At 66.8% G+C, this 23,085-nt stretch carries 24 protein-coding genes and 1 tRNA gene; 10 read left to right on the top strand and 15 right to left on the bottom strand.

All coding sequences use genetic code 11. The annotated features are described in order from the left end of the window. Nucleotides 1–97 precede the first annotated feature (97 nt). The 5 genes from VH567_RS02420 to miaA all read right to left on the bottom strand — a co-directional run bounded on the left by VH567_RS02420 (nt 98) and on the right by miaA (nt 5,726). Nucleotides 98–703 carry a YceI family protein gene (locus VH567_RS02420; protein ID WP_423322852.1) on the bottom strand — a complete coding sequence of 202 codons (606 nt, stop codon included), beginning with the start codon at nt 701–703 and terminating at the stop codon, nt 98–100. Nucleotides 704–1,186: 483 nt separating this feature from the next. Further along, nucleotides 1,187–2,206, bottom strand: coding sequence for a ketol-acid reductoisomerase (gene ilvC / locus VH567_RS02415; RefSeq protein ID WP_093397093.1), 1,020 nt, complete (start codon nt 2,204–2,206; stop codon nt 1,187–1,189). Nucleotides 2,207–2,306: 100 nt separating this feature from the next. Further along, a complete protein-coding gene (ilvN, locus tag VH567_RS02410; protein ID WP_056057922.1) occupies nt 2,307–2,822 on the bottom strand; it encodes an acetolactate synthase small subunit in 516 nt (171 codons plus the stop codon). Between the two features lie 143 nt (nt 2,823–2,965). Then, a complete protein-coding gene (locus VH567_RS02405; RefSeq protein ID WP_107961894.1) occupies nt 2,966–4,714 on the bottom strand; it encodes an acetolactate synthase 3 large subunit in 1,749 nt (582 codons plus the stop codon). A gap of 82 nt (nt 4,715–4,796) precedes the next feature. After that, nucleotides 4,797–5,726 (bottom strand): tRNA (adenosine(37)-N6)-dimethylallyltransferase MiaA, encoded by a 930-nt coding sequence (miaA, locus tag VH567_RS02400; protein WP_423322849.1) that lies wholly within the window; start codon nt 5,724–5,726, stop codon nt 4,797–4,799. Between miaA and serB the strand changes: the two genes are divergently transcribed. Beyond that, entirely contained in the window at nt 5,719–6,600 is an 882-nt protein-coding gene (serB, locus tag VH567_RS02395) for a phosphoserine phosphatase SerB (RefSeq protein WP_423322847.1), read from the top strand. The genes miaA and serB overlap by 8 nt on opposite strands. A 136-nt stretch (nt 6,601–6,736) precedes the next feature. On the opposite strand, the gene VH567_RS02390 is transcribed toward serB, so the two are convergent. From VH567_RS02390 to VH567_RS02380, 3 genes are all read right to left on the bottom strand, one after another. Next, a complete protein-coding gene (locus VH567_RS02390) occupies nt 6,737–7,222 on the bottom strand; it encodes a hypothetical protein (protein ID WP_423322846.1) in 486 nt (161 codons plus the stop codon). An 81-nt stretch (nt 7,223–7,303) separates the two neighbouring features. After that, a complete protein-coding gene (locus VH567_RS02385) occupies nt 7,304–7,603 on the bottom strand; it encodes a putative quinol monooxygenase (RefSeq protein WP_423322844.1) in 300 nt (99 codons plus the stop codon). 10 nt (nt 7,604–7,613) lie between these two features. Continuing rightward, on the bottom strand, nt 7,614–8,669 hold the full coding sequence (locus tag VH567_RS02380; RefSeq protein WP_423322842.1) for an SPOR domain-containing protein: 1,056 nt from the start codon (nt 8,667–8,669) through the stop codon (nt 7,614–7,616). A gap of 173 nt (nt 8,670–8,842) precedes the next feature. On the opposite strand from VH567_RS02380, the gene VH567_RS02375 reads away from it, so the two are divergent. From VH567_RS02375 to VH567_RS02365, 3 genes are read left to right on the top strand one after another with little or no spacing between them, the layout of a single operon-like run. Then, a complete protein-coding gene (locus tag VH567_RS02375; protein WP_423322840.1) occupies nt 8,843–9,547 on the top strand; it encodes an AAA family ATPase in 705 nt (234 codons plus the stop codon). A 4-nt stretch (nt 9,548–9,551) separates the two neighbouring features. Next, nucleotides 9,552–10,025 carry a hypothetical protein gene (locus tag VH567_RS02370; RefSeq protein ID WP_423323685.1) on the top strand — a complete coding sequence of 158 codons (474 nt, stop codon included), beginning with the start codon at nt 9,552–9,554 and terminating at the stop codon, nt 10,023–10,025. Continuing rightward, nucleotides 10,022–11,344: an SPOR domain-containing protein gene (locus tag VH567_RS02365; RefSeq protein WP_423322838.1), complete on the top strand. Its 1,323-nt coding sequence runs from the start codon at nt 10,022–10,024 to the stop codon at nt 11,342–11,344. Before VH567_RS02370 ends, VH567_RS02365 begins: the two co-directional genes overlap by 4 nt. 165 nt (nt 11,345–11,509) lie before the next feature. Here the strand turns inward: VH567_RS02365 and VH567_RS02360 are convergent, their stop codons facing one another. The 4 genes from VH567_RS02360 to VH567_RS02345 form a co-directional block, all read right to left on the bottom strand. Then, nucleotides 11,510–12,730 (bottom strand): dihydroorotase, encoded by a 1,221-nt coding sequence (locus VH567_RS02360; RefSeq protein ID WP_423322836.1) that lies wholly within the window; start codon nt 12,728–12,730, stop codon nt 11,510–11,512. Next, nucleotides 12,727–13,713: an aspartate carbamoyltransferase catalytic subunit gene (locus VH567_RS02355; RefSeq protein WP_056048137.1), complete on the bottom strand. Its 987-nt coding sequence runs from the start codon at nt 13,711–13,713 to the stop codon at nt 12,727–12,729. Before VH567_RS02355 ends, VH567_RS02360 begins: the two co-directional genes overlap by 4 nt. A gap of 64 nt (nt 13,714–13,777) precedes the next feature. Beyond that, nucleotides 13,778–14,245 carry a Holliday junction resolvase RuvX gene (gene ruvX, locus VH567_RS02350; protein ID WP_132898100.1) on the bottom strand — a complete coding sequence of 156 codons (468 nt, stop codon included), beginning with the start codon at nt 14,243–14,245 and terminating at the stop codon, nt 13,778–13,780. Next, nucleotides 14,242–15,348 (bottom strand): DUF3089 domain-containing protein, encoded by a 1,107-nt coding sequence (locus VH567_RS02345; protein WP_423322833.1) that lies wholly within the window; start codon nt 15,346–15,348, stop codon nt 14,242–14,244. Before VH567_RS02345 ends, ruvX begins: the two co-directional genes overlap by 4 nt. Nucleotides 15,349–15,593: 245 nt before the next feature. On the opposite strand from VH567_RS02345, the gene gatC reads away from it, so the two are divergent. Genes gatC through gatB form a run of 3 tightly spaced genes read left to right on the top strand, consistent with a single transcriptional unit; the run spans nt 15,594 to nt 18,863 of the window. After that, a complete protein-coding gene (gatC, locus tag VH567_RS02340) occupies nt 15,594–15,896 on the top strand; it encodes an Asp-tRNA(Asn)/Glu-tRNA(Gln) amidotransferase subunit GatC (RefSeq protein WP_056048145.1) in 303 nt (100 codons plus the stop codon). Beyond that, complete coding sequence (gatA, locus tag VH567_RS02335; protein WP_423322831.1) at nt 15,896–17,380, top strand: Asp-tRNA(Asn)/Glu-tRNA(Gln) amidotransferase subunit GatA; 1,485 nt, start codon at nt 15,896–15,898, stop codon at nt 17,378–17,380. Before gatC ends, gatA begins: the two co-directional genes overlap by 1 nt. A gap of 1 nt (nt 17,381) precedes the next feature. Then, the gene (gatB, locus tag VH567_RS02330; protein WP_423322829.1) at nt 17,382–18,863 is read left to right on the top strand and encodes an Asp-tRNA(Asn)/Glu-tRNA(Gln) amidotransferase subunit GatB; all 1,482 of its coding nucleotides are present in this window, start codon (nt 17,382–17,384) and stop codon (nt 18,861–18,863) included. A gap of 302 nt (nt 18,864–19,165) precedes the next feature. Here gatB and VH567_RS02325 read toward each other — a convergent pair whose 3' ends face one another. Continuing rightward, nucleotides 19,166–19,726, bottom strand: coding sequence for a retropepsin-like aspartic protease family protein (locus tag VH567_RS02325; RefSeq protein WP_423322827.1), 561 nt, complete (start codon nt 19,724–19,726; stop codon nt 19,166–19,168). Nucleotides 19,727–20,076: 350 nt separating this feature from the next. Between VH567_RS02325 and VH567_RS02320 the strand changes: the two genes are divergently transcribed. Then, nucleotides 20,077–20,607, top strand: a complete 531-nt coding sequence (locus VH567_RS02320) for a hypothetical protein (RefSeq protein ID WP_423322825.1) — start codon at nt 20,077–20,079, stop codon at nt 20,605–20,607. 3 nt (nt 20,608–20,610) lie between these two features. Here VH567_RS02320 and VH567_RS02315 read toward each other — a convergent pair whose 3' ends face one another. Both VH567_RS02315 and VH567_RS02310 read right to left on the bottom strand, forming a co-directional pair. Further along, entirely contained in the window at nt 20,611–20,829 is a 219-nt protein-coding gene (locus VH567_RS02315) for a hypothetical protein (RefSeq protein ID WP_423322823.1), read from the bottom strand. Nucleotides 20,830–20,831: 2 nt separating this feature from the next. Beyond that, a complete protein-coding gene (locus VH567_RS02310; RefSeq protein ID WP_423322821.1) occupies nt 20,832–20,987 on the bottom strand; it encodes a hypothetical protein in 156 nt (51 codons plus the stop codon). A 111-nt stretch (nt 20,988–21,098) separates the two neighbouring features. On the opposite strand from VH567_RS02310, the gene VH567_RS02305 reads away from it, so the two are divergent. Beyond that, nucleotides 21,099–21,183, top strand: a tRNA-Leu gene (locus VH567_RS02305). A gap of 70 nt (nt 21,184–21,253) precedes the next feature. After that, on the top strand, nt 21,254–22,909 hold the full coding sequence (gene tig, locus VH567_RS02300) for a trigger factor (RefSeq protein WP_423322819.1): 1,656 nt from the start codon (nt 21,254–21,256) through the stop codon (nt 22,907–22,909). The last annotated feature ends 176 nt before the right edge of the window (nt 22,910–23,085 follow it).

The following is a 23,085-nucleotide window of genomic DNA, read 5'->3' as shown; positions in this document are numbered from 1 at the left end:
ACGTCATTGATGGCGTCCTATCGCGCGGACACGTCCCGTGTCCAGCGCGATAGGATATTTAAGTGTTGATTGCGCTCCTCGGGAGCGCGGGGACAGATTATTGCGCGGAGAACGCCGCGTTGATCGTCAGGTCGACCTTGTCCGACACCACCGGGGCGTAGGCGCCGATGTTGAAGTCGCTGCGCTTGATCGAGGTCGTCGCGCGGAAGCCGAAGTTCAGCTTCTTGTTCATCGGGTTCGCGCCCGCGCCGATAAAGGTCGCCTGGAGCACGACGGGCTTGGTGACGCCTTTGAGCGTGAGGTCGCCGGTGATCGTCGCCTTGTCGCCGGTCGCGACGACCTTGGTCGAGACGAACTTGGCGGTCGGGTAGGTCGCGGCGTCGAAGAAGTCCTTCGACTTCAGATGGCCAGCGAACGGTGCCGAGGTGACCGAAAGCTGGTCGATCGCGAAGTTCACTTCGACCTTGGTCGCATTCGGCTTGGCGGGATCAATCGTGATGCTGCCCCCCGACGCGCCGAGCTGCCCTTCGAGCATCGAGAAGCCCATGTGGTTGACCTGCCACGTGACTTGGGTGTGGTTGGGGTCGACCGCGTACGTGCCGGCGGCGACGCGCGCCTTGACGGGGGCGCCAGGGATGGCTGCGCTCTGCGCCATGATGGGCGCGGCGGTGAGGGCGAGGATGGTGGCTAGGACTAGGCGCATGCGGGGTCTCCTGTTTGACGCGCGATGCTGGCCGAGGGGAGGGGGCGCGTCAAACGGCGTTATGCCAACGCTGTGTTTCGGATTTGGGTCGGTGGGGGGCGCGCGCGCGCGCGCGCGGTAGAGTGCACCGCCAGCTTTGTTCCCCCGCGGACGCGGGGGAACAGCTGAACCACGATCACCGCCCAAGACCCTGGCCCCCCGCGTTCGCGAAGGAACGGGATAGGCTGCGATTGACGCTTCCCCCAAAACGCCACCACCCCGGCGAAGGCCGGGGCCCAGTTGGAAAGGTCGAGGTAACGGAGCGTCGTCGTCCGTTAGCAACGTCCCCCAACTGGGCCCCGGCCTTCGCCGGGGTGGGATGGGGTTGGACGTGACTTCGAGCCAGGCACTTTCCTCACGCCCGCCCGTCGGACCCGGCGAAGCCGCGCCCTGTGGGCTGGCTCCGCCGTGCCGGCCGCGCTCACGCGCTTTCGCGCGCTCGCGTCAGTTCTTCGCCTTGTCGACCAGCGCATTCTTCCCAATCCAAGGCATCATCCCGCGCAGTTCCGACCCGATCTTCTCGATCGGATGCGCCAGCGCCTGCTTCCGCGCCGCCTTCAGCTCAGGCTGCCCCGCACGGTTATCGAGGATGAAGTTCTTCACGAACCGACCCGACTGGATGTCGGCCAGCACGCGCTTCATTTCGGCCTTGGTCTCCGCGGTGATGATCCGCGGCCCCGTCGTGATGTCGCCATATTCGGCCGTGTTCGAGATCGAGTAGCGCATGTTGGCGATGCCGCCCTCGTACAGCAGGTCGACGATCAGCTTGGTCTCGTGGAGGCACTCGAAATACGCCATTTCGGGCGCGTAGCCGGCTTCGACCAGCGTCTCGAACCCGGCCTGGATCAGGTGGGTGATGCCGCCGCACAGCACGGCCTGTTCGCCGAACAGGTCGGTCTCGCATTCCTCGCGGAAGTTGGTCTCGATGATGCCCGAGCGACCGCCGCCGACGCCCGATGCGTACGCCAGCGCGATGTCGTGCGCGTTGCCCGACTTGTCCTGGTCGATCGCGATCAGGCAGGGCACGCCGCCGCCGCGGACATATTCGCTGCGCACGGTGTGGCCGGGCCCCTTGGGCGCGATCATGATGACGTCGAGATCGGCGCGCGGCTCGATCAGGCCGAAATGCACGTTGAGGCCGTGGGCGAACGCGATCGTCGCGCCCTGCTTGAGATTGTCGTGCAGGTCGGCAGCATAGATCGCCGCCTGATGCTCGTCGGGGGCGAGGATCATGACGATGTCCGCCCAGGCGGCGGCTTCCTTGTTCGACTTGACCGCGAAACCGGCCTCGATCGCCTTCTTGGCGGTGGCCGAGCCTTCGCGGAGTGCGATCGCGACGTCCTTGACGCCGGAATCGCGGAGGTTCTGCGCGTGGGCGTGGCCCTGCGAGCCGTAACCGACGATCGCGATCTTCTTGTCGGTGATGAGGTTCAGGTCGGCGTCGCGATCGTAATAGACACGCATTGGAATGGTCCTTTCGATAAGGTGTGTCCCTCCGCGAAGGCGGAGGTCCAGGCTGGGCTCCCGCCTTCGCGGGAGAACAAAACTAATTTAGCGGAGAGGCTTAAGCCGGCTCTTTGCCGCGGGCGATTGCGACGATGCCGGTTCGAGCGACTTCGATCAGACCGACTTCACCCATAAGTTCGACGAACTTGTCGATCTTGTCGATCCCGCCGGTGACCTCGAACACGAAGCTCGACGTCGTCGCATCGACCACGCGCGCCCGGTAGACGTCGGCGAGGCGCAGCGCCTCGATCCGGTGATCGCCGGTGCCGCGGACCTTCACCAGCGCGAGCTCGCGTTCGACGTGCGCGCCCTGTGCGGTCAGGTCGGTGACCTTGTGCACCGGCACCAGCCGGTCGAGCTGCGCCAGGATCTGCTCCATCGTCGCCGGCGATGCGCTGGTGACGATGGTGATCCGGCTGACCGACTTGTCCGCGGTGATCTCGCTCACCGTCAGGCTCTCGATATTATAGCCGCGCGCGGTGAACAGGCCGGCGATCCGGGCGAGGATGCCCGGTTCGTTGTCGACGATGACGGCGAGCGTGTGCCGCTCGGCCTTTTCCTGGGAAATGTGCATGGTTCAGTCTCCCCCCCGCCCGCTTGCGGGAGGGGGTAGGGGGTGGGCGCGCGGATGGCCGCAGGCGATGCCGGTCGGGATTGAGCGCGAGCCCACCCCCGGCCCCTCCCGCGTGCGGGAGGGGGGAAGAAGTGACTGCGCCATCACACCAGCGCCTTCGCTTCGTCGTCCATCGTGCCGGACACTTCGTTGGCCTGCAGGATCATGTCGGTATGCGCAGCCCCCGACGGGATCATCGGGAAGCAATTCGTCAGCTGCGACACGCGGCAGTCGACAATCACCGGGCCATCGTAGGCGAGCATCTCGGCGATCCCGCTATCGAGCTGGTCGCGCGTCTCGATCAGGATGCCCTTCCAGCCATACGCCTCGCCGAGCTTTACGAAATCAGGGAGCGAGTCCGAATAGCTCTCGGCGTAGCGGCTCTCATAGGTGAGCTCCTGCCACTGGCGGACCATGCCCATATACTGGTTGTTGAGGATGAAGATTTTCACCGGCAACCGGTATTGCGTGGCGGTCGCCAGCTCCTGGATGTTCATCTGGATCGACGCCTCGCCGGCGATGTCGATCACCAGCGCATTCGGATTGCCGAGCTGCGCGCCGATCGCGGCGGGCAGGCCATAGCCCATCGTGCCGAGACCACCGCTGGTCAGCCACTTGTTCGGCTTCTCGAACCCGAAATGCTGCGCCGCCCACATCTGGTGCTGGCCGACCTCCGTCGTGATGATCGGCGACTGGGCGTGCGTCGCGTCGAACAGCGCCCGGATCGCACGCTGCGGCATGATCTCGTTCGGATCGTTCTCGGGGAAATCGAGACACTTCACCGCGCGCCAGCCGGCGATCCGACGCTGCCAGTCGGTCGTGTCGGGCTTGGGGTGCTGGCGGCTCTTCCAGATCCGGACCATGTCCTCGAGCGCATGACCGACATCGGCGATGATGCCGAGATCGACGCGCACCGTCTTGTTCACCGACGAGCGGTCGATGTCGATATGCACTTTGCGCGAGTTCGGGCTGAACGCGTCCAAGCGCCCCGTCACGCGGTCGTCGAAGCGCGAGCCTAGCGCGACGACGAGGTCGGCCTGGTTCATCGCCATGTTCGCCTCGTACGTGCCGTGCATCCCGAGCATGCCGAGCCACTGCGGGCCGGACGCGGGATAGGCGCCAAGGCCCATCAGCGTCGACGTCACCGGCGCGCCGGTGATGCGGACGAGTTCGCACAGCAACTGGCTTGCGGCCGGACCCGAATTGATGATGCCGCCGCCGGTGTACAGGATCGGCCGTTCGGCCGCGGCGAGCATGTCGACGAGCTGCTCGATCTGCGACTGGTCGGCCTTCACCTGTGGGCGATAGGTCTTGTGCTGGATCGGGCCGGGCTTCTTGTAGCGCGCGGTCGCGACCTGCACGTCCTTGGGGATGTCGACGACCACCGGCCCCGGACGCCCCGAGGTGGCGATGTGGAATGCCTCGTGGATCACGTCGCCGAGCTTGGCGGGATCCTTCACGAGATAGTTGTGCTTTGAGCAATGGCGCGTGATGCCGACGGTATCGGCCTCCTGGAACGCGTCGGTGCCGATCAGCGCGGTCGGCACCTGACCGGTGATCACGACCATCGGGATCGAATCCATCAGCGCGTCGGTGATGCCGGTGACCGCGTTGGTCGCGCCCGGGCCCGAGGTGACGAGCACCACGCCGGGCTTGCCGGTCGAGCGCGCGTAACCCTCGGCCGCATGCGTCGCGGCCTGTTCGTGGCGCACCAGAATGTGCTTGATCCGACCCGAGCGAAACAACGCGTCGTAGATCGGCAGCACGGCACCACCCGGATAGCCGAAGACGACCTCCACACCGAGATCGCACAGCGCCTCGATCAGGATATCGGCTCCACTCTTCTCGGTCATTTCAAATCATCCTTTGCGAGAACGCTGCCTTTAGCGTCTCGTGGAAGGGCCGGCTACCGATATAAAAGATGCGTGTCAAACATCATTTGAGCAATATAGTTTCAAATTGCTGCAAGCGCGTTGGGAGATCGAGGGCTTCGGTGCGGGGCCAGGCGGCGGGCGGCTGGTGTCGGAGCCAGGTGTATTGGCGCTTGGCGTAACGGCGCGTGGCGAGCGATCCAGCGGCGATGGCTTCTGGTTTCGAGGTCTCGGCACGGACGAGCGCAGTCATCTCAGGCACACCGATCGCGCGGCGGATGGGGGCGTCGTGCGGGATGTCGGTGCGGGCGAGGAGTGCGGTGATTTCTTCGCGGCTGGTGTCGGCCATCTCGGCGAAGCGCTGGTCGATGCGCGCGTCGAGCCAGTCGCGGTCCGGGATCAGGATCAGCGCGCGGACGTCGATCGTCTCGCCGATCCCGCCGACCTTGTCCTTCTGCCAGTCGGCGAGCGTGCGACCGGTGCCACGAACGACTTCGAGCGCGCGAGCGACGCGGGTGGTATCGGCTGCGTTCAGTTTCTGGGCGGCATGCTGGTCGAGTTGCGCGAGCGCGGCGTGCGCTTCGGCGACGGGGAGGGCGCGGACTTGCTCGCGGAGGGCCGGGTCGATTGCGGGGACGGGGGCGATGCCGTCGAGCAAGGTGCGGATATAGAGTCCGGTGCCACCTACCAGGATCGGCAGCTTTCCTTCGGCGAGCGTGTCGCGGATCGACTGCGTCGCTTCGGCGGCCCAGCGCGCGGCGGAGTAGGTCGCGTCGGCGGCGTCGACATGGCCGAACAGCTTGTGCGGGGCGCTCGCCTCTTCTTCGACCGAAGGGCGCGCGGTGAGGATGCGGAGGTCGGCATAGACCTGCGCGGAGTCGGCGTTGATGACGACGCCGTCGTGGCGCGCGGCGATGGCGGGCGCGAGCGCGGACTTGCCGCTCGCGGTCGGCCCTGCGATGAGCGCGACCTTCGGAAGGGAATTTATGTTCACGGCAACGCTTATAGCCTCGGGCACGCTGACCGCAGGCGATATTTCGACCGCGATGGACCGCCTGCGCGATGCCGGCTGCGCACCGGGGGTGAGCGGGTGGATCGACGAGGGCGATGCGGCGGATCTGATCTTCGGGATGGCGCCGGATACTGCTCGGGTTGCGCTTGAGGGCGCTTTCTCGGGTGCGGACGTGGTCGTGCAGTCGAGCCTTGCGCGCACGAAGAAACTGCTCGTCGCCGACATGGACTCGACGATGATCACCGTCGAGTGCATCGACGAACTGGCGGACTATGCCGGGATCAAGCCGCAGATCGCGGAGATCACCGAGCGCGCGATGCGCGGCGAACTCGATTTCGAGGCAGCGCTGGATGCGCGCGTGGCGCTGCTGAAGGGGCTGGCGGAGAGCGACATCGAACGCTGCCTCGCCGAGCGCGTCACGATCATGCCGGGCGCGAAGGCATTGGCGCGGACGATGCGTGCGCGCGGGGCGCTGGCGGTGCTGGTGTCTGGCGGCTTCACGCGGTTCGCCGAGCCGGTGGCGAAAGCGATCGGCTTCGATCGCGCGATCGCCAACGTGCTGGAGATCGACGGCGGCGTGCTGACGGGGACGGTGACCAAGCCGATCGTCGGCTCGAACACGAAGCTGACGACGTTGCGGGCTGCGATTGCCGAGCGGGGAATTACGGTCGAGGAGTCGCTCGCGGTCGGTGATGGCGCGAACGACCTAGCGATGATCGAGGCGGCGGGTTTGGGGGTGGCGTATCACGCCAAGCCGATCGTCGCTGCGGCTGCGGCTGCGCGGATCGATCATGGGGATCTGACGGCGCTACTCTATGCGCAGGGTATCGCGAAACGCGATTGGGTTTTGGAGTAATCCAAGTACGTCATCCTGACGAAAGTCAGGATCCAGAGCCACAGGCGATGTTCCCCTTGGCACTGGATCCTGGGTCAAGCCCAGGATGACGGAATAGGGTGGTCGGCGGCCTGTACGATCGCCGACCTGGATTTGGTTACCCCTTCGCCAGCGGCGTTCCGCTCGCTTCGCAGACGTACGTTGCCAGTTCCTCACGCAACGGCAGGCCCTTGATCGGCCGCAGCGGGCCGTCATGCGCGACGTTCGTCTCGACCAGAGCGCGGTTGGGGCCGACGCCCAGCACATGGAACAGGCGGTTTGCGCAATCGGTCTCGGTGCGTGCATAGGCGACCTTGCCGTCATGCTCCTGGCGCAGGATCGCGATGATCGTGCCGCCGACGGCCTTGCGTTCGCGCAGCAGGAAATGCCGCGAAGTCGGATCGGACGGGGTCGGGATCAGCCGGCCCTTGACGGTAAGCTGTTCTGGCTTGGGGACGGCTACGTCCGTCTCGGCGAGGTTGCGCAGCGATACGCCATTGTCCGCCATCGCATCATTGGTCGTGGTCGTCGCAGGCTGCTCGCCAGAACACGCGGCCAACAGCGTTGCGCCGGCAAGTGCCAGCGCCAAGGTCTTCGAATTCATGCATCTAGCTCCCGGTCGATGTCGGGACATAACGACGAGGTCCGCATTTCGATCCCGATGGTCGCGATCAGCGTATCTCGATCAGGTCGGGCTCGAAGATTCCGCATCGAAGCGGCGAAGGTCGCGGTCGGTGATCCCGAGTGCGCCCCAGGTTGCGCGCCAGGCCGCAAGGTGTGCGGAGGCGAAGTGACGGTCGAGCGCAGCCTGGTCGCGCCACTGTTCCGTGACGCGGATCAGGCCCGGATCGAGCACATCCAGCGCATAGGCGTACTCGATACAGCCATCCTCCTCCCGACTGGCGGCAATCATCGCCGCCATCGCTGCCTGGGCCGCCGACACGCCACCGGGTGGAAGTCGGAACGTGCCGACGATCAGCAGCATCGGTGAAACATCACGGCGCGACGATGACGCAGGGCACGCCCGCCGCCGCGCAGGCGCGGTTCGCGTCCGCCTTCGAAGCAAAGCCGCCAGCCTGGAGACGCGTCACGGCGCCGGCCTTCGTATAATAGGGCTGTGCGCCGCGAAGCTTGCCGCCGATCCGGCTCCACAAGTTCTCGGCGTTGAACTGGTCGCGGAACGCCCCGAGCTGGATGCGCCACTTGCCGGTTGCGCGCGGCGCCACGGGTTTCGGTGCAGGGGCGGGCTTGGCCGCGACCGTCTTGGCAGGGGCAGGCTTCGGCGCGGTCGACTTCGCGGGAGCGGGCCTCACGGGCGCCGGGAGCACGGGTGCGGGCGCCCGCGTCGGTCCCGGAATCCGCGCCGGCAGCGAGCTCGGTGGCAGGCGCGTCGGCCGCGGCGTCGCTGCCGTGCCCGCGGAGGGTGTATCGGCCTGCGCCACCGTCTGGCCGCCCGTCGTGCGCGGCGGGGGCGACGTCGCCTGCAACGCATATCGCTGCGCGAGCGCGGTGCCCTTTTCGCGGTCCGCCGGCGAGATATACTGGTCCATCTGCGCGAGCGTCTGCGAGGCGGACTGCAATCCCGACGCGGAGGCGCGCGTCATCAGCGCATACGCCCGCGGGAAATCGCGCGGCACGCCGTCGCCGTTGAACAGCATCGTGCCGAGCACGAGCTGCGTCCGCGGCTCGCCGCGTGCGACCGATTTCTCCAGCCACGGCAGCGCATCGGTCTTCTTGCCCGCCTGGAACAGCGCGAGCCCGTAATTTTCGCTGGCCTGGAGATGCCCCTGCAGCGCCGCCTTGCGGAACCAGCTCTCGGCGAGCGCGGGATCGAGCGGCACCCCGCGGCCGAGCTTATAGGCCTGCGCCAGATTGAACTGCGCATCGGCATCGCCCGCCACCGCGAGCGGGCGCCATTCGCCGACCGCACGGGGAAAGTCGCCCTTGGCCCAGGCGTCGACGCCGGCTTTCACGTCGGCCGCGGCGGGAACCGCGACGAGCAGCACGCTCGTCGCGACCGCACCCAAGAGAAGCTTTCGCCCAACCGTCATCGCTCTACCCCATATCCGCTCGTCGCCACCATGCCGCCGTTCGTCGTGCAAGGCAAAGGGGCGCGCAACTTTCGCCCCGAATTTGCTCGATAAACACCCATTATGACGCGCCGTTAACCGGTTCTTAGACCACCGCGTGCAAGGCCATGCGCGAATACAGGGGTCAGGGGCACATGCGCGTTCTAGCGTTCGCATCGCAGAAGGGAGGATCGGGCAAGACGACCTTGACGGGTCATCTCGCGGTCCAGGCGGAGCGTGCCGGGCATGGTCCGGTGGTGCTGATCGACATCGATCCGCAGGGCTCGCTCTCCGACTGGTGGAACGAGCGCACCGCCGAGGAGCCGGCGTTCGCGCAGACCACCGTATCGCGGCTCGCTGCCGATCTCGAAATTCTCCGCCAGCAAGGCTTCAAGCTGGCGATGATCGATACCCCGCCGGCGATCACGATGGCGATCCAGAGCGTGATCCAGGTCGCCGAGCTGATCGTCGTGCCGACCCGGCCGAGCCCGCACGATCTGCGCGCGGTCGGCGCCACGGTCGACATGTGCGCGCGGGCCGGCAAGCCGCTGATCTTCGTCGTCAACGCCGCGACGCCCAAAGCCCGCATCACCGCCGACGCCGCGCTCGCATTGTCGCAGCATGGCACCGTCGCACCGGTCATCGTCCACCAGCGCACCGACTTCGCCGCCTCGATGATCGACGGCCGCACCGTGATGGAAGTCGACGCGAAGAGCCGCTCGACCGCCGAGATCGAGGCGCTGTGGACCTATGTCTGCGACCGGCTGGAGAAGAATTTCCGCCGCACCGTATTCAGCGTGCCCGCCGCCGCCGGACAGCGTCCTGCCGCGGGTGGCTTCGGCCGTCGTGTGGTCAACTGAAATCATGGCGCAGCCCAAACCCCTCGCGTCGCTGTCGTCGTCGCTGCTGGCCCGCAAGGGTGATGCGCGCCCGGCGATGCGTGCTCCGGATACGCGCGCACCGCTTGCGGAGGCCGACGATCTCGGTTGGAACGACATGGGGCCGGTCCCGCCCGTACTCGTCGAGCGCGAGGCGTTGAAGGTCGAGATCGAGGCGCAGCCGGTCGCGGTGACGTCGGTGTCGATCGCCACCGCAACGCGGATCGGGCGCGAGACGGCACCGAAGTCCAAGGGCGCCAAGGTGGCCTTCACTTTGCGGCTCGACACCGATCGCCACCTCCGGCTGCGGCTGGCGAGCGCAGTTACCAATCTCTCGTCGCAGCAACTCGTCACGCAGGCGCTCGACGCCTTTCTGAACGTGTTGCCGGAGGTGGACGCGCTCGTCGCGCAACTGCCGCCGGCCAAAGCCAAATCGTTAAAACAGGGATCATCCCGATGACAACGCGCGCACTCCTTATTGGCGGCATGTCCGCGCTCCTGCTCGGTGGCCCGATGGTCGGTTGCGCTGCCAATGGCGGCAGCGTTGCCTCCGCGAGCGATCGGAGCGGCGCGCTGGCCGCGAAAGGCGCGGCGGCCGACGCCGGCAAGGCGCAGACCGCGCTCGCCCGGCGCGACGGCCCGGCGGCGATCGGCTTTGCGGAGGGTGCGGTGGCGCTGATGCCGCAATCGGCGGACTACCGCATGCTGCTTGGCCAGAGCTATCTGCAGGGCGGCCGCTTCACCTCGGCCTCGCGCGCGTTCGCCGATACGCTCCAGCTTTCGCCGACCAACGGCAAGGCGGCATTGAACCTCGCTCTGTCGCAGGTCGCGACCGGGGATTGGCAGTCCGCACGCCGCACGCTGGAGAGCAACGCGGCGATCATTCCGGCGATCGATCGCGGGCTGGCGATGGCGCTGGCGGGCGATACCGCAGGCGGCATCGTGGTGCTGACCGAAGTGGCGCGTTCGCTCGAGAGCAGCGCGAAGGCGCGGCAAAACCTGGCGCTCAGTTTCGCGCTGGCGGGACGTTGGCAGGAGGCACGCGTGGTCGCGGCGGCGGATATGGCGCCGGCCGATGTCGATGCGCGGCTCGAGCAATGGGCGGCGTTCGCGCAGCCGGCGACCGCGTCGGATCAGGTGGCGGGGCTGCTCGGCGTCCGCACGGTGGCCGATGCCGGCCAGCCGGTCGCGCTGGCACTGAACGCGCCCGCACCCGTCATGCCGGGCGCGCCGGCGCAGGCTCTGGCTGCCGTGGAAGAGGCTCCGGTCGAGGTCGCTTCGGTACCGGCGTCCGCGATGGTGCCGGTTTCCGCGGCTGGCGCGGGCTTCTCGAAGGTGTCGTTCGGGCCTCGGCAGGAGGTCGTCCAGTCGCTGCCGGCGATGATGCTGCGTCCTGCGGGCGGACCGATCAAGGTCGCGGCGCATGGCCATGCCCAGCGCGAGGCGGCAACTGTCACGCACACGGTGACCGCACCGACGACGGGTACATGGTACGTCCAGCTCGGTGCCTTCGACAGCGCCGGCATCGCCAAGGACGCCTGGAGCCGCGCGTCGCGCCGGTTCGCGATGCTGGCCGGCTACACGCCGAACGGAATGAGCTTCAAGGCTCGCGGCGAGGAATTCTATCGCCTGTCGGTGGGTGGCTTCAGTCGCACGACGGCGGATTCGATGTGCCGCCAGTACCGCGCCAAGGGCGGCGCCTGCTTCGTCCGCCAGGGCGCTGGCGACATGATGGCACAATGGCTGCGCAAGCCTGCGATGCAGATGGCGTCGCGGTAAGCAGAGCGGTCTGGCGGCTACGCCGGTTATCGAACCACCACTCCGGCGAAGGCTGGGGCCCAATTGGAAAGGTCAGCGTAACGGAGGATAGTCCTCGGTTGGCAACGTGCCCCAATTGGGCCCCGGCCTTCGCCGGGGTGGAGTTTTACAGGTAGGGCACGCGCCTCACCGAACCTCGCGGCCACCCTTCCACAGCCGCAACACGCGGCCCTGCACCGGCAGCCCGTCGAACGGCGTATTCCCCGCCTCGGCCTTGAACGCATCTCCGACGATCTGCCAGGGCGCTTGCTGGTCGAACAGCATCAAATCGGCTGGCTTGCCTGCCTCCAACGTCCCCGTATCGAGCCCGAGTACCTGCGCCGGATTCCGCGCCAGCAGTGCGAACACCCGTTCCAGCGTCAGCAACTCGTCGCGCACCAGCATCAGCGCGAGCGGTAGCAACGTCTCCGCCCCTGCCATGCCACTGCTCGAATCGGTGAACGGCAGCCGCTTCTCCTCCGGCCCGCGCGGATCATGCCCCGAGCACAGCACGTCGATCGTCCCGTCGGCGATCGCGTCCAGCGCCGCCCGCCGATCGCTCTCCGCACGAAGCGGCGGCGATAGTAGCGCGAACGACCGGAAATCGCTGACCGCGATCTCCGACAGATGCAGATGCGCCGGCGTGATCCCGCACGTGACCGACACGCCGCGACGCTTCGCCGCGCGGATCAGGTCGAAGCCCGCCGCGGTCGTCACCTGACGGATGTGAATACGCGCGCCGGTATCCTCGGCGAGCATCAGGTCGCGCGCGATCGCCAGTGCTTCGGCAACCGCCGGCGCGGCGGGCAGGCCGAGCCGCGTTGCCGTCTCGCCCTCGGTGGCGACCGCTCCGGCGGTCAGCCCGCCATCCTCGGCATGCGCGATCACGGCCACGTCGAGGTCGCGCGCATAGGCCAGCACGCGCCGCATCACGCCGCTGTCGGCGATCCAGTGCCGGCCCGTCCCGACCGCCTTCGCGCCTGCCGACAGACAGATCGCCATCTCGGCGAGGTCGTGCCCCGCGAGCCCGCGCGTGGCGGCGGCGATCGGGTGGATCCACAGGTCGGGCTTACCGATCAGCGCGGCACGCTGGACGATGCCGGGGTCGTCGAGCACCGGCGACTGGTCGGGCATGAGGCCGATCCGCACGATCCCGCTGGCGCGGAAGGCGGCACGGTCGACCTTGGCCACGCCGAGATCGACGATCCCCGGTGCGACCGTCTTGCCTGCGCAGTCGATAATTTCGGCATCCGAGGGAATGTCGACGATGCCGGTGGCGACGATCACGCCGTCGCGGACGAGCACATTGCCCTTCGTCACGCCGCCGACGGGGCAGGCGAGCGTCGCGTTGGTGAGGGCGAGGATCATGCCCAGCCCTCCACGCCGCGCGCTCTTCGGGTCAGCACGTCGAGGCAGGCCATGCGGACGGCGACCCCCATCTCGACCTGCTCGGTGATCGCCGAGCGGGCGTGATCGGCGACCGCCGAGTCGATCTCGACGCCGCGGTTCATCGGGCCGGGGTGCATGACCAGCGCATCGGGCGCCGCCTTCGCCAGCCGGTCGAGCGTCAGGCCGTAGCGCAGCCGGTATTCGCGCGTGGAGGGCACGTACGCGCCGTCCATCCGCTCGTTCTGGAGCCGGAGCATCATCACCACGTCCGCACCCTCCAGCGCCTTGTCGAAATCGGTAAACGCGGTGACGCCCATGCGCTCGATCATCGGCGGCATCAGCGTCGACGGCGCACAGACGCGGACCTCGGCGGCGAGCGCGGTCAGCGCCAGAATGTTCGAGCGCGCGACGCGGCTGTGCAGCAGGTCGCCGCAGATCACGACGCGCTGCCCCGCGATCGAGCCCTTCCGCCGCCGGATCGTCAGCGCATCGAGCAAGGCTTGGGTCGGATGCTCGTGTCGCCCGTCGCCCGCGTTGAGTACCGGGCAATCGACCTTGTCCGCGATCAACCGCACCGCGCCCGACGACATGTGCCGGATCACGATCACGTCGGCGCGCATCGCGTTGAGCGTCATCGCGGTGTCGATCAGCGTCTCGCCCTTCTTCACGCTAGACTGCGCCGCATGCATGTTGACGACGTCCGCGCCAAGCCGCTTGCCGGCGATCTCGAACGACAGCAGCGTGCGCGTCGAATTCTCGAAGAACGCGTTGATCTGGGTAAGGCCCGCCAGCCGCTTGTCCGGTGTCGCATGCGTCCGGTTCGCGCCGACCCACGTCTCCGCCTCGTCGAGCAGGAACGCGATCTCGTGCGGCTGGAGCCCGTCGATGCCGGTGAGATGCCGGTGCGGGAAGACGGCGCCGCCTTCGATGAGGGCGGCGGGGCGGTGATCTGAAGTGCGCATTAAAGCCGCGGGATAGTGGCCGCGGGGGCGGGGGGCAAGTGGCGCGAACGTCAGATCTGCGCTGTTAGATCTGCGCGGTGACCAGCGCGTCGATCGCGCCCTGGAGGATGTAGGCGGCGGCCATCTTGTCGACGAGTTCGGCGCGTTTGGCGCGGCTCGCATCCTGTTCGATCAGCGTGCGCGTGACCGCGACGGTCGACCAGCGTTCGTCCTGGAGCAGAATCGGCAGGCCCATGTCCTTGAGGTTCTGTGCGAACGCCCGCGTCGATTGCGAGCGCGGGCTCTCGCTGCCGTCGAGGTTGATCGGCAGGCCGATGACGAGGCCGACGACCGCCTGCGCCTTGATGATCTCGGCGAGCGCGGTCTTGTCCTTCTGGAACTTGGTGCGTCGGATCAGGAGCGCGGGGCTCGCGAACGACCAGCCGGCGTCGCAGAGCGCGGTGCCGATCGTCTTGGTACCGACGTCGAGGCCGATCAGCCGGCCGCCATTGGGGAGCGCGTCGCGGAACTGCGCGGCGGAGAGCGTGATCATTTGAAAGCCTTCAGGCGGCGGTTGGCGTCGGCGCGGATGTTCGCCCAGAACAGGCTGTAGTCGTAGACGTGGTAGTTGTTGCCGGGCAGCACGTACGGGCCCAGGTTCGGGCTGTCGCCGATCAGCAGGAAGCCGCGGTCGGCGCAGCGTGCGGAGACGCTGCCGATCGCGATCGTCGCGGTCTTGAGGTCGGCGGAGGGCACCAGCGTGCCGAGGTTGGCGGTGGCGGGCGCGGTCGCGTCGGCGGTGCCGGTCAGCGGGTTGGTGCAGATCATCGGCGTGGCCTTGCGCGGCTGTCCGTCGAAGCCGGTCGTCTGATCATAGGTGTCGACGATCAACGACGGATCGGCGGGTTCGGCGAAACTCTCCCACGACAGGATGCAGCCGGTCTGATCCGCCGTGCGGCATTCGGTGAGGCCCATCTTTGGCAGATCGGTCGTGCGCGAGACGGGCCAGCCGACGACATACGCCGCGACGATCCGGGCCTTCAGTTTCGGATCGGTGGCGATCCGGTCGCGGAGCAGGCGGGTGAGGTGGAGGGCGCCCTGGCTATGCCCGGCGAGGATGATCGGGCGCTTCGGGCCGGCTTCCTTGAGGAAGCGGTCGAACGCTGCAGAGACGTCGCCGTATGCCAAGGCCAGCGCGCGTTCGCTTTCGGCGGCGCTCGTCAGGAAAGCGCCGAACGTCGCCTGGCGATAGCGCGGCGCCCAGATGTCGCCGGCCTCGTTGAACGCGCTGGCCTGGCCGCGGAGGAACAACTCTGCCCGCGCGTTGGTCTCGGGATCGTCGATCGGCGCGTTCCAGTGGTCGCGGTTGATGTACGAGGTCGGGTGGATGAAGAAGATCGCCGCGCCCTTGCCAGGCTGGCCGGGCGTGTAGCCGGGCGGCGTCCACAGCGCTGGGTTGCCGGGCGCATCGGGCCGCGCGAGCCACATGATCTTCCGTGCGTAGATGTTGCGGGGGGCTTCACGTTGCGCGCGGAACGTCTCGGTCGGGACCATCGCCACGCGCATCAACTGCGTGCCGAACAGGCGGTAGGCGAGCAATGCGGCGATCGCGAGGACGATCATCGCGGCGACGAAATAGAGAAACTTGCGGGCCAAGCGGGACCTTCCGTGCAGGCGGTCCGGCTCCCGTGCCGTATGCGGCGGAAGGTTGCAACGGGCGCCTTCTCGTTGGGGAAACCGGCGGCGGCCCGGAACTGGCTCGTTCCCCCGCGGAGGCGGGGGCCCAGGATCTCGGGCGGCATCGTCTGTAATCCTGGGCCTCCGCCTCCGCGGGGGAACAAGAAGGGCCGCGAGCTAGAAGGGTGTTGCGCCTTCGCGCCGCGCGGTGCTAGCCGCACGGCATGTCCGTAGATACTGCAACCGTGAAGCGGATCGCGAGCCTTGCGCGCATCGCGATCACCGACGAGGACGCCGCCCGCATGGCGCCGGAACTCGGAAACATCCTTGGCTGGATCGAGATGCTCGAAGAGGTCGACACGACCGGTATCGAGCCGATGACCGCCGTCATCCCCAACACGCTGCGGCTGCGCGACGACGTCGTCAACGCCGACCCGCTGACCGGCGGCGGCATCCGCGAGCAGGTTCTCGCCAATGCGCCCGTGGCAGAGCATGGCTTTTTCGCCGTGCCGAAGGTGATCGAATAATGAGCGAACTTACCGATCTGGGCATTGCCGGCATTCGCGACGGCGTCCGCGACGGCAGCTTCAAGGCGCGCGAAGTCGCCGATGCGTTCATCGTAAAGGTGAGCCAGGCCAAGGCGTTGAACGCGTTTCTTGTCGAGACGCCAGACCACGCGATCGCCGCCGCCACCGCCGCCGATACCGCGCGCGAAGCCGGCGAGACGCTCAAGCCGCTGGCCGGCGTGCCGATCGGCATGAAGGACCTGTTCTGCACGAAGGGCGTCACGACAACCGCGGCGAGCCACATCCTCGAAGGCTTCACGCCGACCTACGAGTCGACCGTCTCGCAGAATCTGTGGGACGCCGGCGCAGGGATGCTCGGCAAGCTGAACATGGACCAGTTCGCGATGGGCTCGTCGAACGAGACCTCGGCATTCGGCAACGTGATCTCGCCGTGGAAGCGTAACGACGGCGGCAACGCCTCGCTCGCGCCGGGCGGTTCCTCGGGCGGCTCGTCGTCGGCAGTCGCCGCGCGGCTCTGCCCCGGCGCGACCGGCACCGATACCGGCGGCTCGATCCGCCAGCCCGCCGCCTTCACCGGCATCAGCGGCATCAAGCCGACCTATGGCCGCTGCTCGCGCTGGGGAACGATCGCGTTCGCCTCGTCGCTCGACCAGGCCGGGCCGATGGCGCGCGACGTCAAGGACTGCGCGATCCTGCTCGAGGCGATGGCCGGGTTCGATGCGAAGGACGGCACTTCGCTGCAGCTCGACGTACCGAAATGGGAAGCGGGTTTGTCCGGCAATCTCAACGGTCTGCGCGTCGGTATTCCCAAGGAATATCGCGTCGACGGCATGCCCGAGGAGATCGAGGCGCTCTGGCAGCAGGGTATCGACTGGCTGAAGGACGCCGGCGCGACGATCGTCGAGGTTTCGCTTCCGCACACCAAATACGCGCTGCCCGCCTATTACATCATCGCGCCCGCCGAGGCGTCGTCGAACCTCGCGCGCTATGACGGCGTGCGCTACGGCATCCGCGACCTGCCGGCCGGGGCCGGCTTGCAGGACATGTATGCCGCCACCCGCGCCGACGGCTTCGGCCCCGAGGTGAAGCGCCGCATCATGGTCGGCACGTATGTGCTGTCGGCCGGCTTCTACGACGCGTATTACACGCAGGCGCAGAAGGTCCGGACGCTGATCGCGCGCGATTTCGAGAAGGCTTGGGAGACGTGCGACGTCCTCCTCACCCCGACCGCACCGTCGGCCGCGTTCGCGCTCGGCGAGAAGTCGGCGGATCCTATCGCGATGTACCTGAACGATGTCTTCACGGTGCCGTCGTCGCTCGCCGGGCTGCCGGCGATGTCGGTGCCGGGTGGTCTCGACAAGCAGGGCCTGCCGCTCGGACTGCAGATCATCGGCAAGCCGCTGGACGAGCAAGGCGTGCTGAACGCAGGGCTCGCGATCGAACAGCGAGCAGGATTTACCGCGCGACCAGAGGCTTGGTGGTAACATGAGCGATTACAGAATTCAGGGCGAAACCGGTGAGTGGGAGGTCGTGGTCGGCCTCGAAGTGCACGCGCAGGTGACGTCGAACGCCAAGCTCTTCTCGGGCGCGGCCACCGCGTTCGGCGCGGAGCCCAACACGCAGGTGTCGCTGGTCGATGCGGCGATGCCGGGCATGCTGCCGGTGCCGAACCGCGAGTGCATCCGCCAGGCGGTCCGCACCGGCATGGCGATCGAGGCGCAGATCAACAAATGGTCGCGGTTCGACCGTAAGAATTACTTCTACGCCGATCTGCCGCAGGGCTATCAGATCAGCCAGCTCTATCATCCGATCGTCGGTGAGGGCGCAATCGACATCAGCCTCGACGAGAAGAATCCGGATGCCGCGGGCAAGCGGATCGGCGTCGAGCGCATCCATGTCGAGCAGGATGCGGGCAAGCTGATGCACGACCAGCATCCGACCCAGTCCTATGTCGACCTGAACCGGTCGGGCGTCGCGCTGATGGAGATCGTGTCGAAGCCCGATCTCGCATCGCCCGCGGAAACAGGGGCTTACCTGCGGAAGCTGCGATCGATCCTGCGCTATGTCGGCTCGTGCGACGGCAACATGGAAGAGGGCTCGATGCGCGCCGACGTCAACGTCAGCGTGCGCAAGCCCGGCGACGAACTGGGCACGCGGACCGAGACGAAGAACGTCAATTCGGTGCGCTTCGTGATGGCGGTGGTCGAGCAGGAGGCCAAGCGTCAGGTCGAGGTGCTCGAGGCCGGCGGCAAGATCCAGCAGGAAACGCGGCTCTACGATCCCGATCGCAACGAGACGCGGTCGATGCGGTCGAAGGAAGATGCGCATGATTACCGCTACTTCCCCGATCCCGATCTGTTGCCGCTGGTGCTGGATGATGCGTTCCTGGCCGAGTGCCGGGCATCGCTGCCCGAGCTGCCGGATGCGAAGCGCGCGCGGTACGAGGCGCTCGGGATCACCGCGTACCAGGCGACCGTGCTGACCGCCGAGGTCGAGGCTGCACGGTGGTTCGATGCGTTGCTGGATGCGGGCGTGAAGCCGGCGGCGGCGGCGAACTGGACGACCTCGGAGCTGTTCGGCGCGCTGAACCGGACGGGCAGGGACATCGAGAACTCGCCGGTTTCGCCGGCTCAGGCGGCGGAGCTGCTGGGGCTGATCGCGGACGGCACGCTGTCGGGGAGCCTCGCCAAGCAGGTGTTCGAGGTGATGCTCGAGACCGGTGATGGCGCGGCGAAGGTCGTCGAGGATCGTGGGTTGAAGCAGACCAGCGATACCGGGGCGATCGAGGCTGTGATCGCCGAGGTGATGGCGGCGAATGCGGACAAGGTTGCCGATTATCGTGGCGGCAAGGACAAGCTGTTCGGGTTCTTCGTCGGGCAGACGATGAAGGCTATGGGGGGGAAGGCTAACCCGGCCGTTGTTAATGAGGTGTTGAAGGGGGCGCTTGGGGAGTCGGTGGCTTCGTAAGCTGGCGACTTCCTACCTCTCCCGCCCTTTCCGTTCTCCCGCGAAGGCGGGAGTCCAGGGTAACCGAGCGCAGCGCTGCTTGATTCCTGGGCCCCCGCGTTCGCGAGGGAACAGAAGGAGTGGCGTCTCCCCAAACTGAACCACCCCGGCGAAGGCCGGGGCCCAGTTGGAGGACGTTGCTAACTGGTGGCGGTGCTACGTTACTGCGACCTTTCCAATTGGGCCCCGGCCTCCGCCGGGGTGGCGGCAGTTGGGGCGGGGTTGGAGTGAAAACGGGCGCGAGGGGGAGGCATGGCGGGGGCTTACGCCGCCACCTTCTGCGGATGATGCGGCACGAGAATCAGGGTGTTTTCCTCCACGCGCCACGACGCCAGCCGCGACAGGAAGTTCATTCCCAGCACATTGGTGTCCCCGAACGCCGGCGAAACCACCACCTGCAAGTCCCGCGCGACGATCGCGCCGAGCCGCAAGCTCGCGATCGTCCCCGTCTTAGCCGCGATAGACCCATTGGCGGTCTGCAACACGATCGGCACCACGCCGACCCGCGCCTCGATCCCCGCAGCCTCCGCCGTCGTCTCCGAGATCGCGGTGATCGTCGCACCGCTGTCGATCAGCAACCGCTGGCTCACCCCGTCGATCGTCGCCCGCGCCCAGAAATGGCCGTCGGGCGACATGCGGATGCGGACCTCGCCGCCGACCACCTGCTGATCCTCGATCTTCAGGAACCGCGCGATCTTGCCGACATACGGGTCGAACTGCCGCCGCTGATCGACCGCGACGAACAGCAAGCCGACCAGCACGAGCGTCATGCCGATGTTCACCAGCGTCCGCACGATCGGAATACGCTGCGCGACGACGAGCACGACGACGGCGATGCCGAGTGCAAGGTAGAGCGTGTGGGGCTGGCTGGAATTCGGGAACGTGAAAATCGGCGGGTCCTAAAAAGGCTTGAACGCAATGTGTTAGACTAGCTGCGGCAATGTGTATCGGTGCTGACCGAAGCAGGGGAACTGAGCCTGCGGAATGGGACCGATCCGAAACCGGCCAGATTGCCGTCCCGATGGCTTGCATGCGCCCTTCGTGAGGCGCTCCTTTATGCCTAGGGGATCGGCGCATGACGATCAGGTGGGCAATCACGGTCGCGATCCTGACGCTCGCGTCTGGACACGCGTCGGGCAGGAGTGAGCCCGACGACGAGCGACGCCTTGCAGCCATGACACCTGCGCAGTTCCAAGCTCGAACGATGCTTCATGACGATGATCTGGACACCGTCGCTACCATCACGACCGCGGACGGGTTTACCAGGCGCAGGCCGCTGCTGGGGATAGCACCCGACGATGTTTTTCTCCGCGCGTTCATCGACAAGCGCTCGGGCCGGACCGCGTATCAGGTCTACGCGACGGTACGGTATCGCGATTATGGTTGGGCGGATTGGCAGGCGGTGAATTACGCGACGCCGACCGGGCCACGATCGATTGCGACGCAGAGGATTGCGCGCGTACGGGCATCGTGCGGGAGGGGCTTTGCCTGTGCCCGATCGGAAACTGTCGGATTTACGATCGACGCGGCGCTGCTCAAGATGAACGCCGCGCTCTATATGAGCGATCAGAGTACCGTGTGGCGCTTCAAGCTTATGGCGCACAACGGCGCCGAACGCCCTTTGCTACTCACGACGGCGGAAATATCGGGTTTGCTGATGGCGGTCGACGCTTATCGCACCGACCGCCATCTACCAAAGTCCTGACGCCTACTGCGCGTCGCCGTCCTGGTTCTTGGTCACGCCACCGGTGCCGCCGACACCGTCGGGCAGGCCACTGTCGGTGAACGTCTCGGGCTCGTCGCCGCCTTCGCCGCGCTCGACCGCGTCCGAGCGCGATTCGACCGCCTGTTCGATGTCGCTACGGGTATCCTCGTCGCGGCCTTCGGGCAGCGTCTCGGGGTTCGTACCGGAATGCGGATCGGCCATGCTCAAAACTCCGGCTGCATCGGTGCGGGATCGGTCGAGGGCGCGCCGGGATCTGGATAATCCACGTCCGGCGCGGGCGGGTTGAACTCGGGCGGCGGCGTGGTCGGCTGCGCCGGCTGGCTCGGGGTAGGGAATTCTGCGGGGGGTTGGGTAGCCATGATGCTCTCTCCTTCTAGCCGTTCAACGCGTGCAATCACGTGTAGTTGCCTTGCGTGCTTGCCCCGACGTGCAACGTTGGTATAGACGCGCCCGCTACGGCGATGTCCTGTGCGGGCGTGGCGGAACTGGTAGACGCAGCAGGTTTAGGTCCTGCCATCGCAAGATGTGGGGGTTCGAGTCCCTTCGCCCGCACCACTCCGCCGCTCGGGCGGGGCGACAGCCAGAACGAATTTATCCCGAATGCTCTTTTAGACAAAGGCCGGACATGCAGACTGTCGAGACGTTGAACGAGGGCCTCAAGCGCGCCTACACGCTCACCATCACCGCGAAGGATATCGATGCCAAGGTCGATGTCGAGCTGAAGCGCCTCGCGCCGCAGATGAAGATGCCGGGCTTCCGTCCAGGCAAGGTGCCGGCAAACCTCATCCGCAAGATGCACGGCCCGGCGCTGACGCAGGACGCGCTGAACGCGGCGATCCAGGAGAGCGTCCAGACGCTCGTCGCCGAGAAGCAGCTTCGCCCCGCGATGCAGCCTTCTGTCGAGCTGGAAGACGGCTATGACCTCGGTAAGGACGCCGTGGTCAAGGTCGAGATGGAGGTCCTCCCGCAGGTCCCAGCACCCGCGATCGACGGCATCAAGCTCGAGCGCCTGACCGTGCCCGTCGCCGACGACGCGGTGACCGAGCAGCTCCAGAAGTTCGCCGACCAGCAGAAGAAGTGGGACGACGCAGCCGACGACTATGTCGCGGCGATGGGCGATCTCGTTACCGTCGATTTCGTCGGCAAGACCGCCGACGGCGTCGCGTTCGAGGGCGGCACCGGCACCGACATGGGCGTCGAGCTGGGCGCGGGTCGTCTCATCCCGGGCTTCGAGGATCAGCTCGTCGGCGTGAAGACCGGCGACGACAAAGTCCTGAACGTGACCTTCCCGGATGAGTATCAGGAGAAGTCGCTCGCAGGGCAGCCGGCGACGTTCGACATCACCGTCAAGTCGGTGAAGACCGCGGGCGAGAGCAAGATCGACGAGGATCTGGCCAAGTCGCTGGGTCTCGAGAGCCTCGAGCAGCTCACGGGCTTGCTCAAGGGTCAGATCGAGCAGGAGCATAACGGGCTCACGCGCACGCACATGAAGCGCAAGCTGCTCGACCAGCTCGCCGAGGGTCACGACTTCGAGGTTCCGCCGTCGATGGTCGAGGCCGAATTCAACCAGATCTGGTCGCAGCTCCAGCACGAAGCCACGCACGAGGCCGATCCCGAGGCGGCGATGGCCGAGATGGAAGGCGAGCGCGACGATTACCGCAAGATCGCCGAGCGTCGCGTGCGCTTGGGTCTGCTCCTGTCCGAGATCGGCCAGGCGAACGGCGTTGAGGTTTCCAACCAGGAAATGCAGCGTCTGCTCGCGCAGGCGGCGCAGCAGTATCCTGCCGAGCAGCGTCAGCAGTTCATGCAGTACATCCAGCAGGAGCCGATGGCTGCCGCCCAGCTGCGCGCGCCGCTGTACGAGGACAAGGTCGTCGACTTCCTGTTCGAGAAGGCCGAGATCACCGACCGCGAAGCGACGCGCGAGGAGCTAGAGGCAGCAATCGAGAGCGAGGACGGTTTCGCGAGCGGCACGCACACGCATGATCACGACAATCACAAGCCGAAGAAGAAGGCCGCTGCCAAGAAGGCTAAGCCAGCTTCGGATGAGGCCGTGACGGAAGAAGCACCGGCTTCGGACGCTGCGGACGAGGCCAAGCCTGCGAAGAAGGCAGCTGCAAAGAAGAGGGCGGCACCTGTCGAAGCCGAGACGGCTGTAACGGAATCGTCGCCGGTCGCTGCCGAGAACGCGGAGGGCACCGAAGCTGCCGACGCACCGGTAAAAAAGCCGGCCGCGAAGAAGCCAGCTGCCAAGAAGGCTGCGGCCAAGACCGAGGCATAATGCCTTGCCGTCGCCCCGAACCGGTTTCGGGGTGACGGAGCGAGTTAGTTGAGCCACCTCCCCGGCGGAGGCCGGGGCCCAATTGGAAAGGTAGCTGTAACGGGGTGCAAAGCTTCGTTATGGGCCTTCCCCAATTGGGCCCCGGCCTCCGCCGGGGAAGTGCGTTTTTGACGATG

Origin of the sequence: Sphingomonas sp. 4RDLI-65, assembly GCF_049472435.1 — a bacterium.
Classification (GTDB): Bacteria; Pseudomonadota; Alphaproteobacteria; order Sphingomonadales; family Sphingomonadaceae; genus Sphingomonas.
The sequence above is the reverse complement of the archived record's forward strand: the minus strand, read 5'-3'. Positions and strand labels throughout refer to the sequence as shown.

Bases quoted from the DNA above. Each gene is read 5' to 3' on its own strand.
- VH567_RS02380 (WP_423322842.1), bottom strand. From the start codon at position 8,669: ATGACGGTTGGGCGAAAGCTTCTCTTGGGTGCGGTCGCGACGAGCGTG.
- VH567_RS02370 (WP_423323685.1), top strand. From the start codon at position 9,552: ATGGCGCAGCCCAAACCCCTCGCGTCGCTGTCGTCGTCGCTGCTGGCC.
- VH567_RS02420 (WP_423322852.1), bottom strand. From the start codon at position 703: ATGCGCCTAGTCCTAGCCACCATCCTCGCCCTCACCGCCGCGCCCATC.
- VH567_RS02390 (WP_423322846.1), bottom strand. From the start codon at position 7,222: ATGAATTCGAAGACCTTGGCGCTGGCACTTGCCGGCGCAACGCTGTTG.
- VH567_RS02405 (WP_107961894.1), bottom strand. From the start codon at position 4,714: ATGACCGAGAAGAGTGGAGCCGATATCCTGATCGAGGCGCTGTGCGAT.
- ilvN (WP_056057922.1), bottom strand. From the start codon at position 2,822: ATGCACATTTCCCAGGAAAAGGCCGAGCGGCACACGCTCGCCGTCATC.
- VH567_RS02360 (WP_423322836.1), bottom strand. From the start codon at position 12,730: ATGATCCTCGCCCTCACCAACGCGACGCTCGCCTGCCCCGTCGGCGGC.
- ilvC (WP_093397093.1), bottom strand. From the start codon at position 2,206: ATGCGTGTCTATTACGATCGCGACGCCGACCTGAACCTCATCACCGAC.
- VH567_RS02365 (WP_423322838.1), top strand. From the start codon at position 10,022: ATGACAACGCGCGCACTCCTTATTGGCGGCATGTCCGCGCTCCTGCTC.
- VH567_RS02315 (WP_423322823.1), bottom strand. From the start codon at position 20,829: ATGGCCGATCCGCATTCCGGTACGAACCCCGAGACGCTGCCCGAAGGC.
- VH567_RS02310 (WP_423322821.1), bottom strand. From the start codon at position 20,987: ATGGCTACCCAACCCCCCGCAGAATTCCCTACCCCGAGCCAGCCGGCG.
- gatC (WP_056048145.1), top strand. From the start codon at position 15,594: ATGTCCGTAGATACTGCAACCGTGAAGCGGATCGCGAGCCTTGCGCGC.
- VH567_RS02355 (WP_056048137.1), bottom strand. From the start codon at position 13,713: ATGCGCACTTCAGATCACCGCCCCGCCGCCCTCATCGAAGGCGGCGCC.
- VH567_RS02375 (WP_423322840.1), top strand. From the start codon at position 8,843: ATGCGCGTTCTAGCGTTCGCATCGCAGAAGGGAGGATCGGGCAAGACG.
- serB (WP_423322847.1), top strand. From the start codon at position 5,719: ATGTTCACGGCAACGCTTATAGCCTCGGGCACGCTGACCGCAGGCGAT.
- ruvX (WP_132898100.1), bottom strand. From the start codon at position 14,245: ATGATCACGCTCTCCGCCGCGCAGTTCCGCGACGCGCTCCCCAATGGC.
- tig (WP_423322819.1), top strand. From the start codon at position 21,254: ATGCAGACTGTCGAGACGTTGAACGAGGGCCTCAAGCGCGCCTACACG.
- gatA (WP_423322831.1), top strand. From the start codon at position 15,896: ATGAGCGAACTTACCGATCTGGGCATTGCCGGCATTCGCGACGGCGTC.
- VH567_RS02385 (WP_423322844.1), bottom strand. From the start codon at position 7,603: ATGCTGCTGATCGTCGGCACGTTCCGACTTCCACCCGGTGGCGTGTCG.
- gatB (WP_423322829.1), top strand. From the start codon at position 17,382: ATGAGCGATTACAGAATTCAGGGCGAAACCGGTGAGTGGGAGGTCGTG.
- VH567_RS02320 (WP_423322825.1), top strand. From the start codon at position 20,077: ATGACACCTGCGCAGTTCCAAGCTCGAACGATGCTTCATGACGATGAT.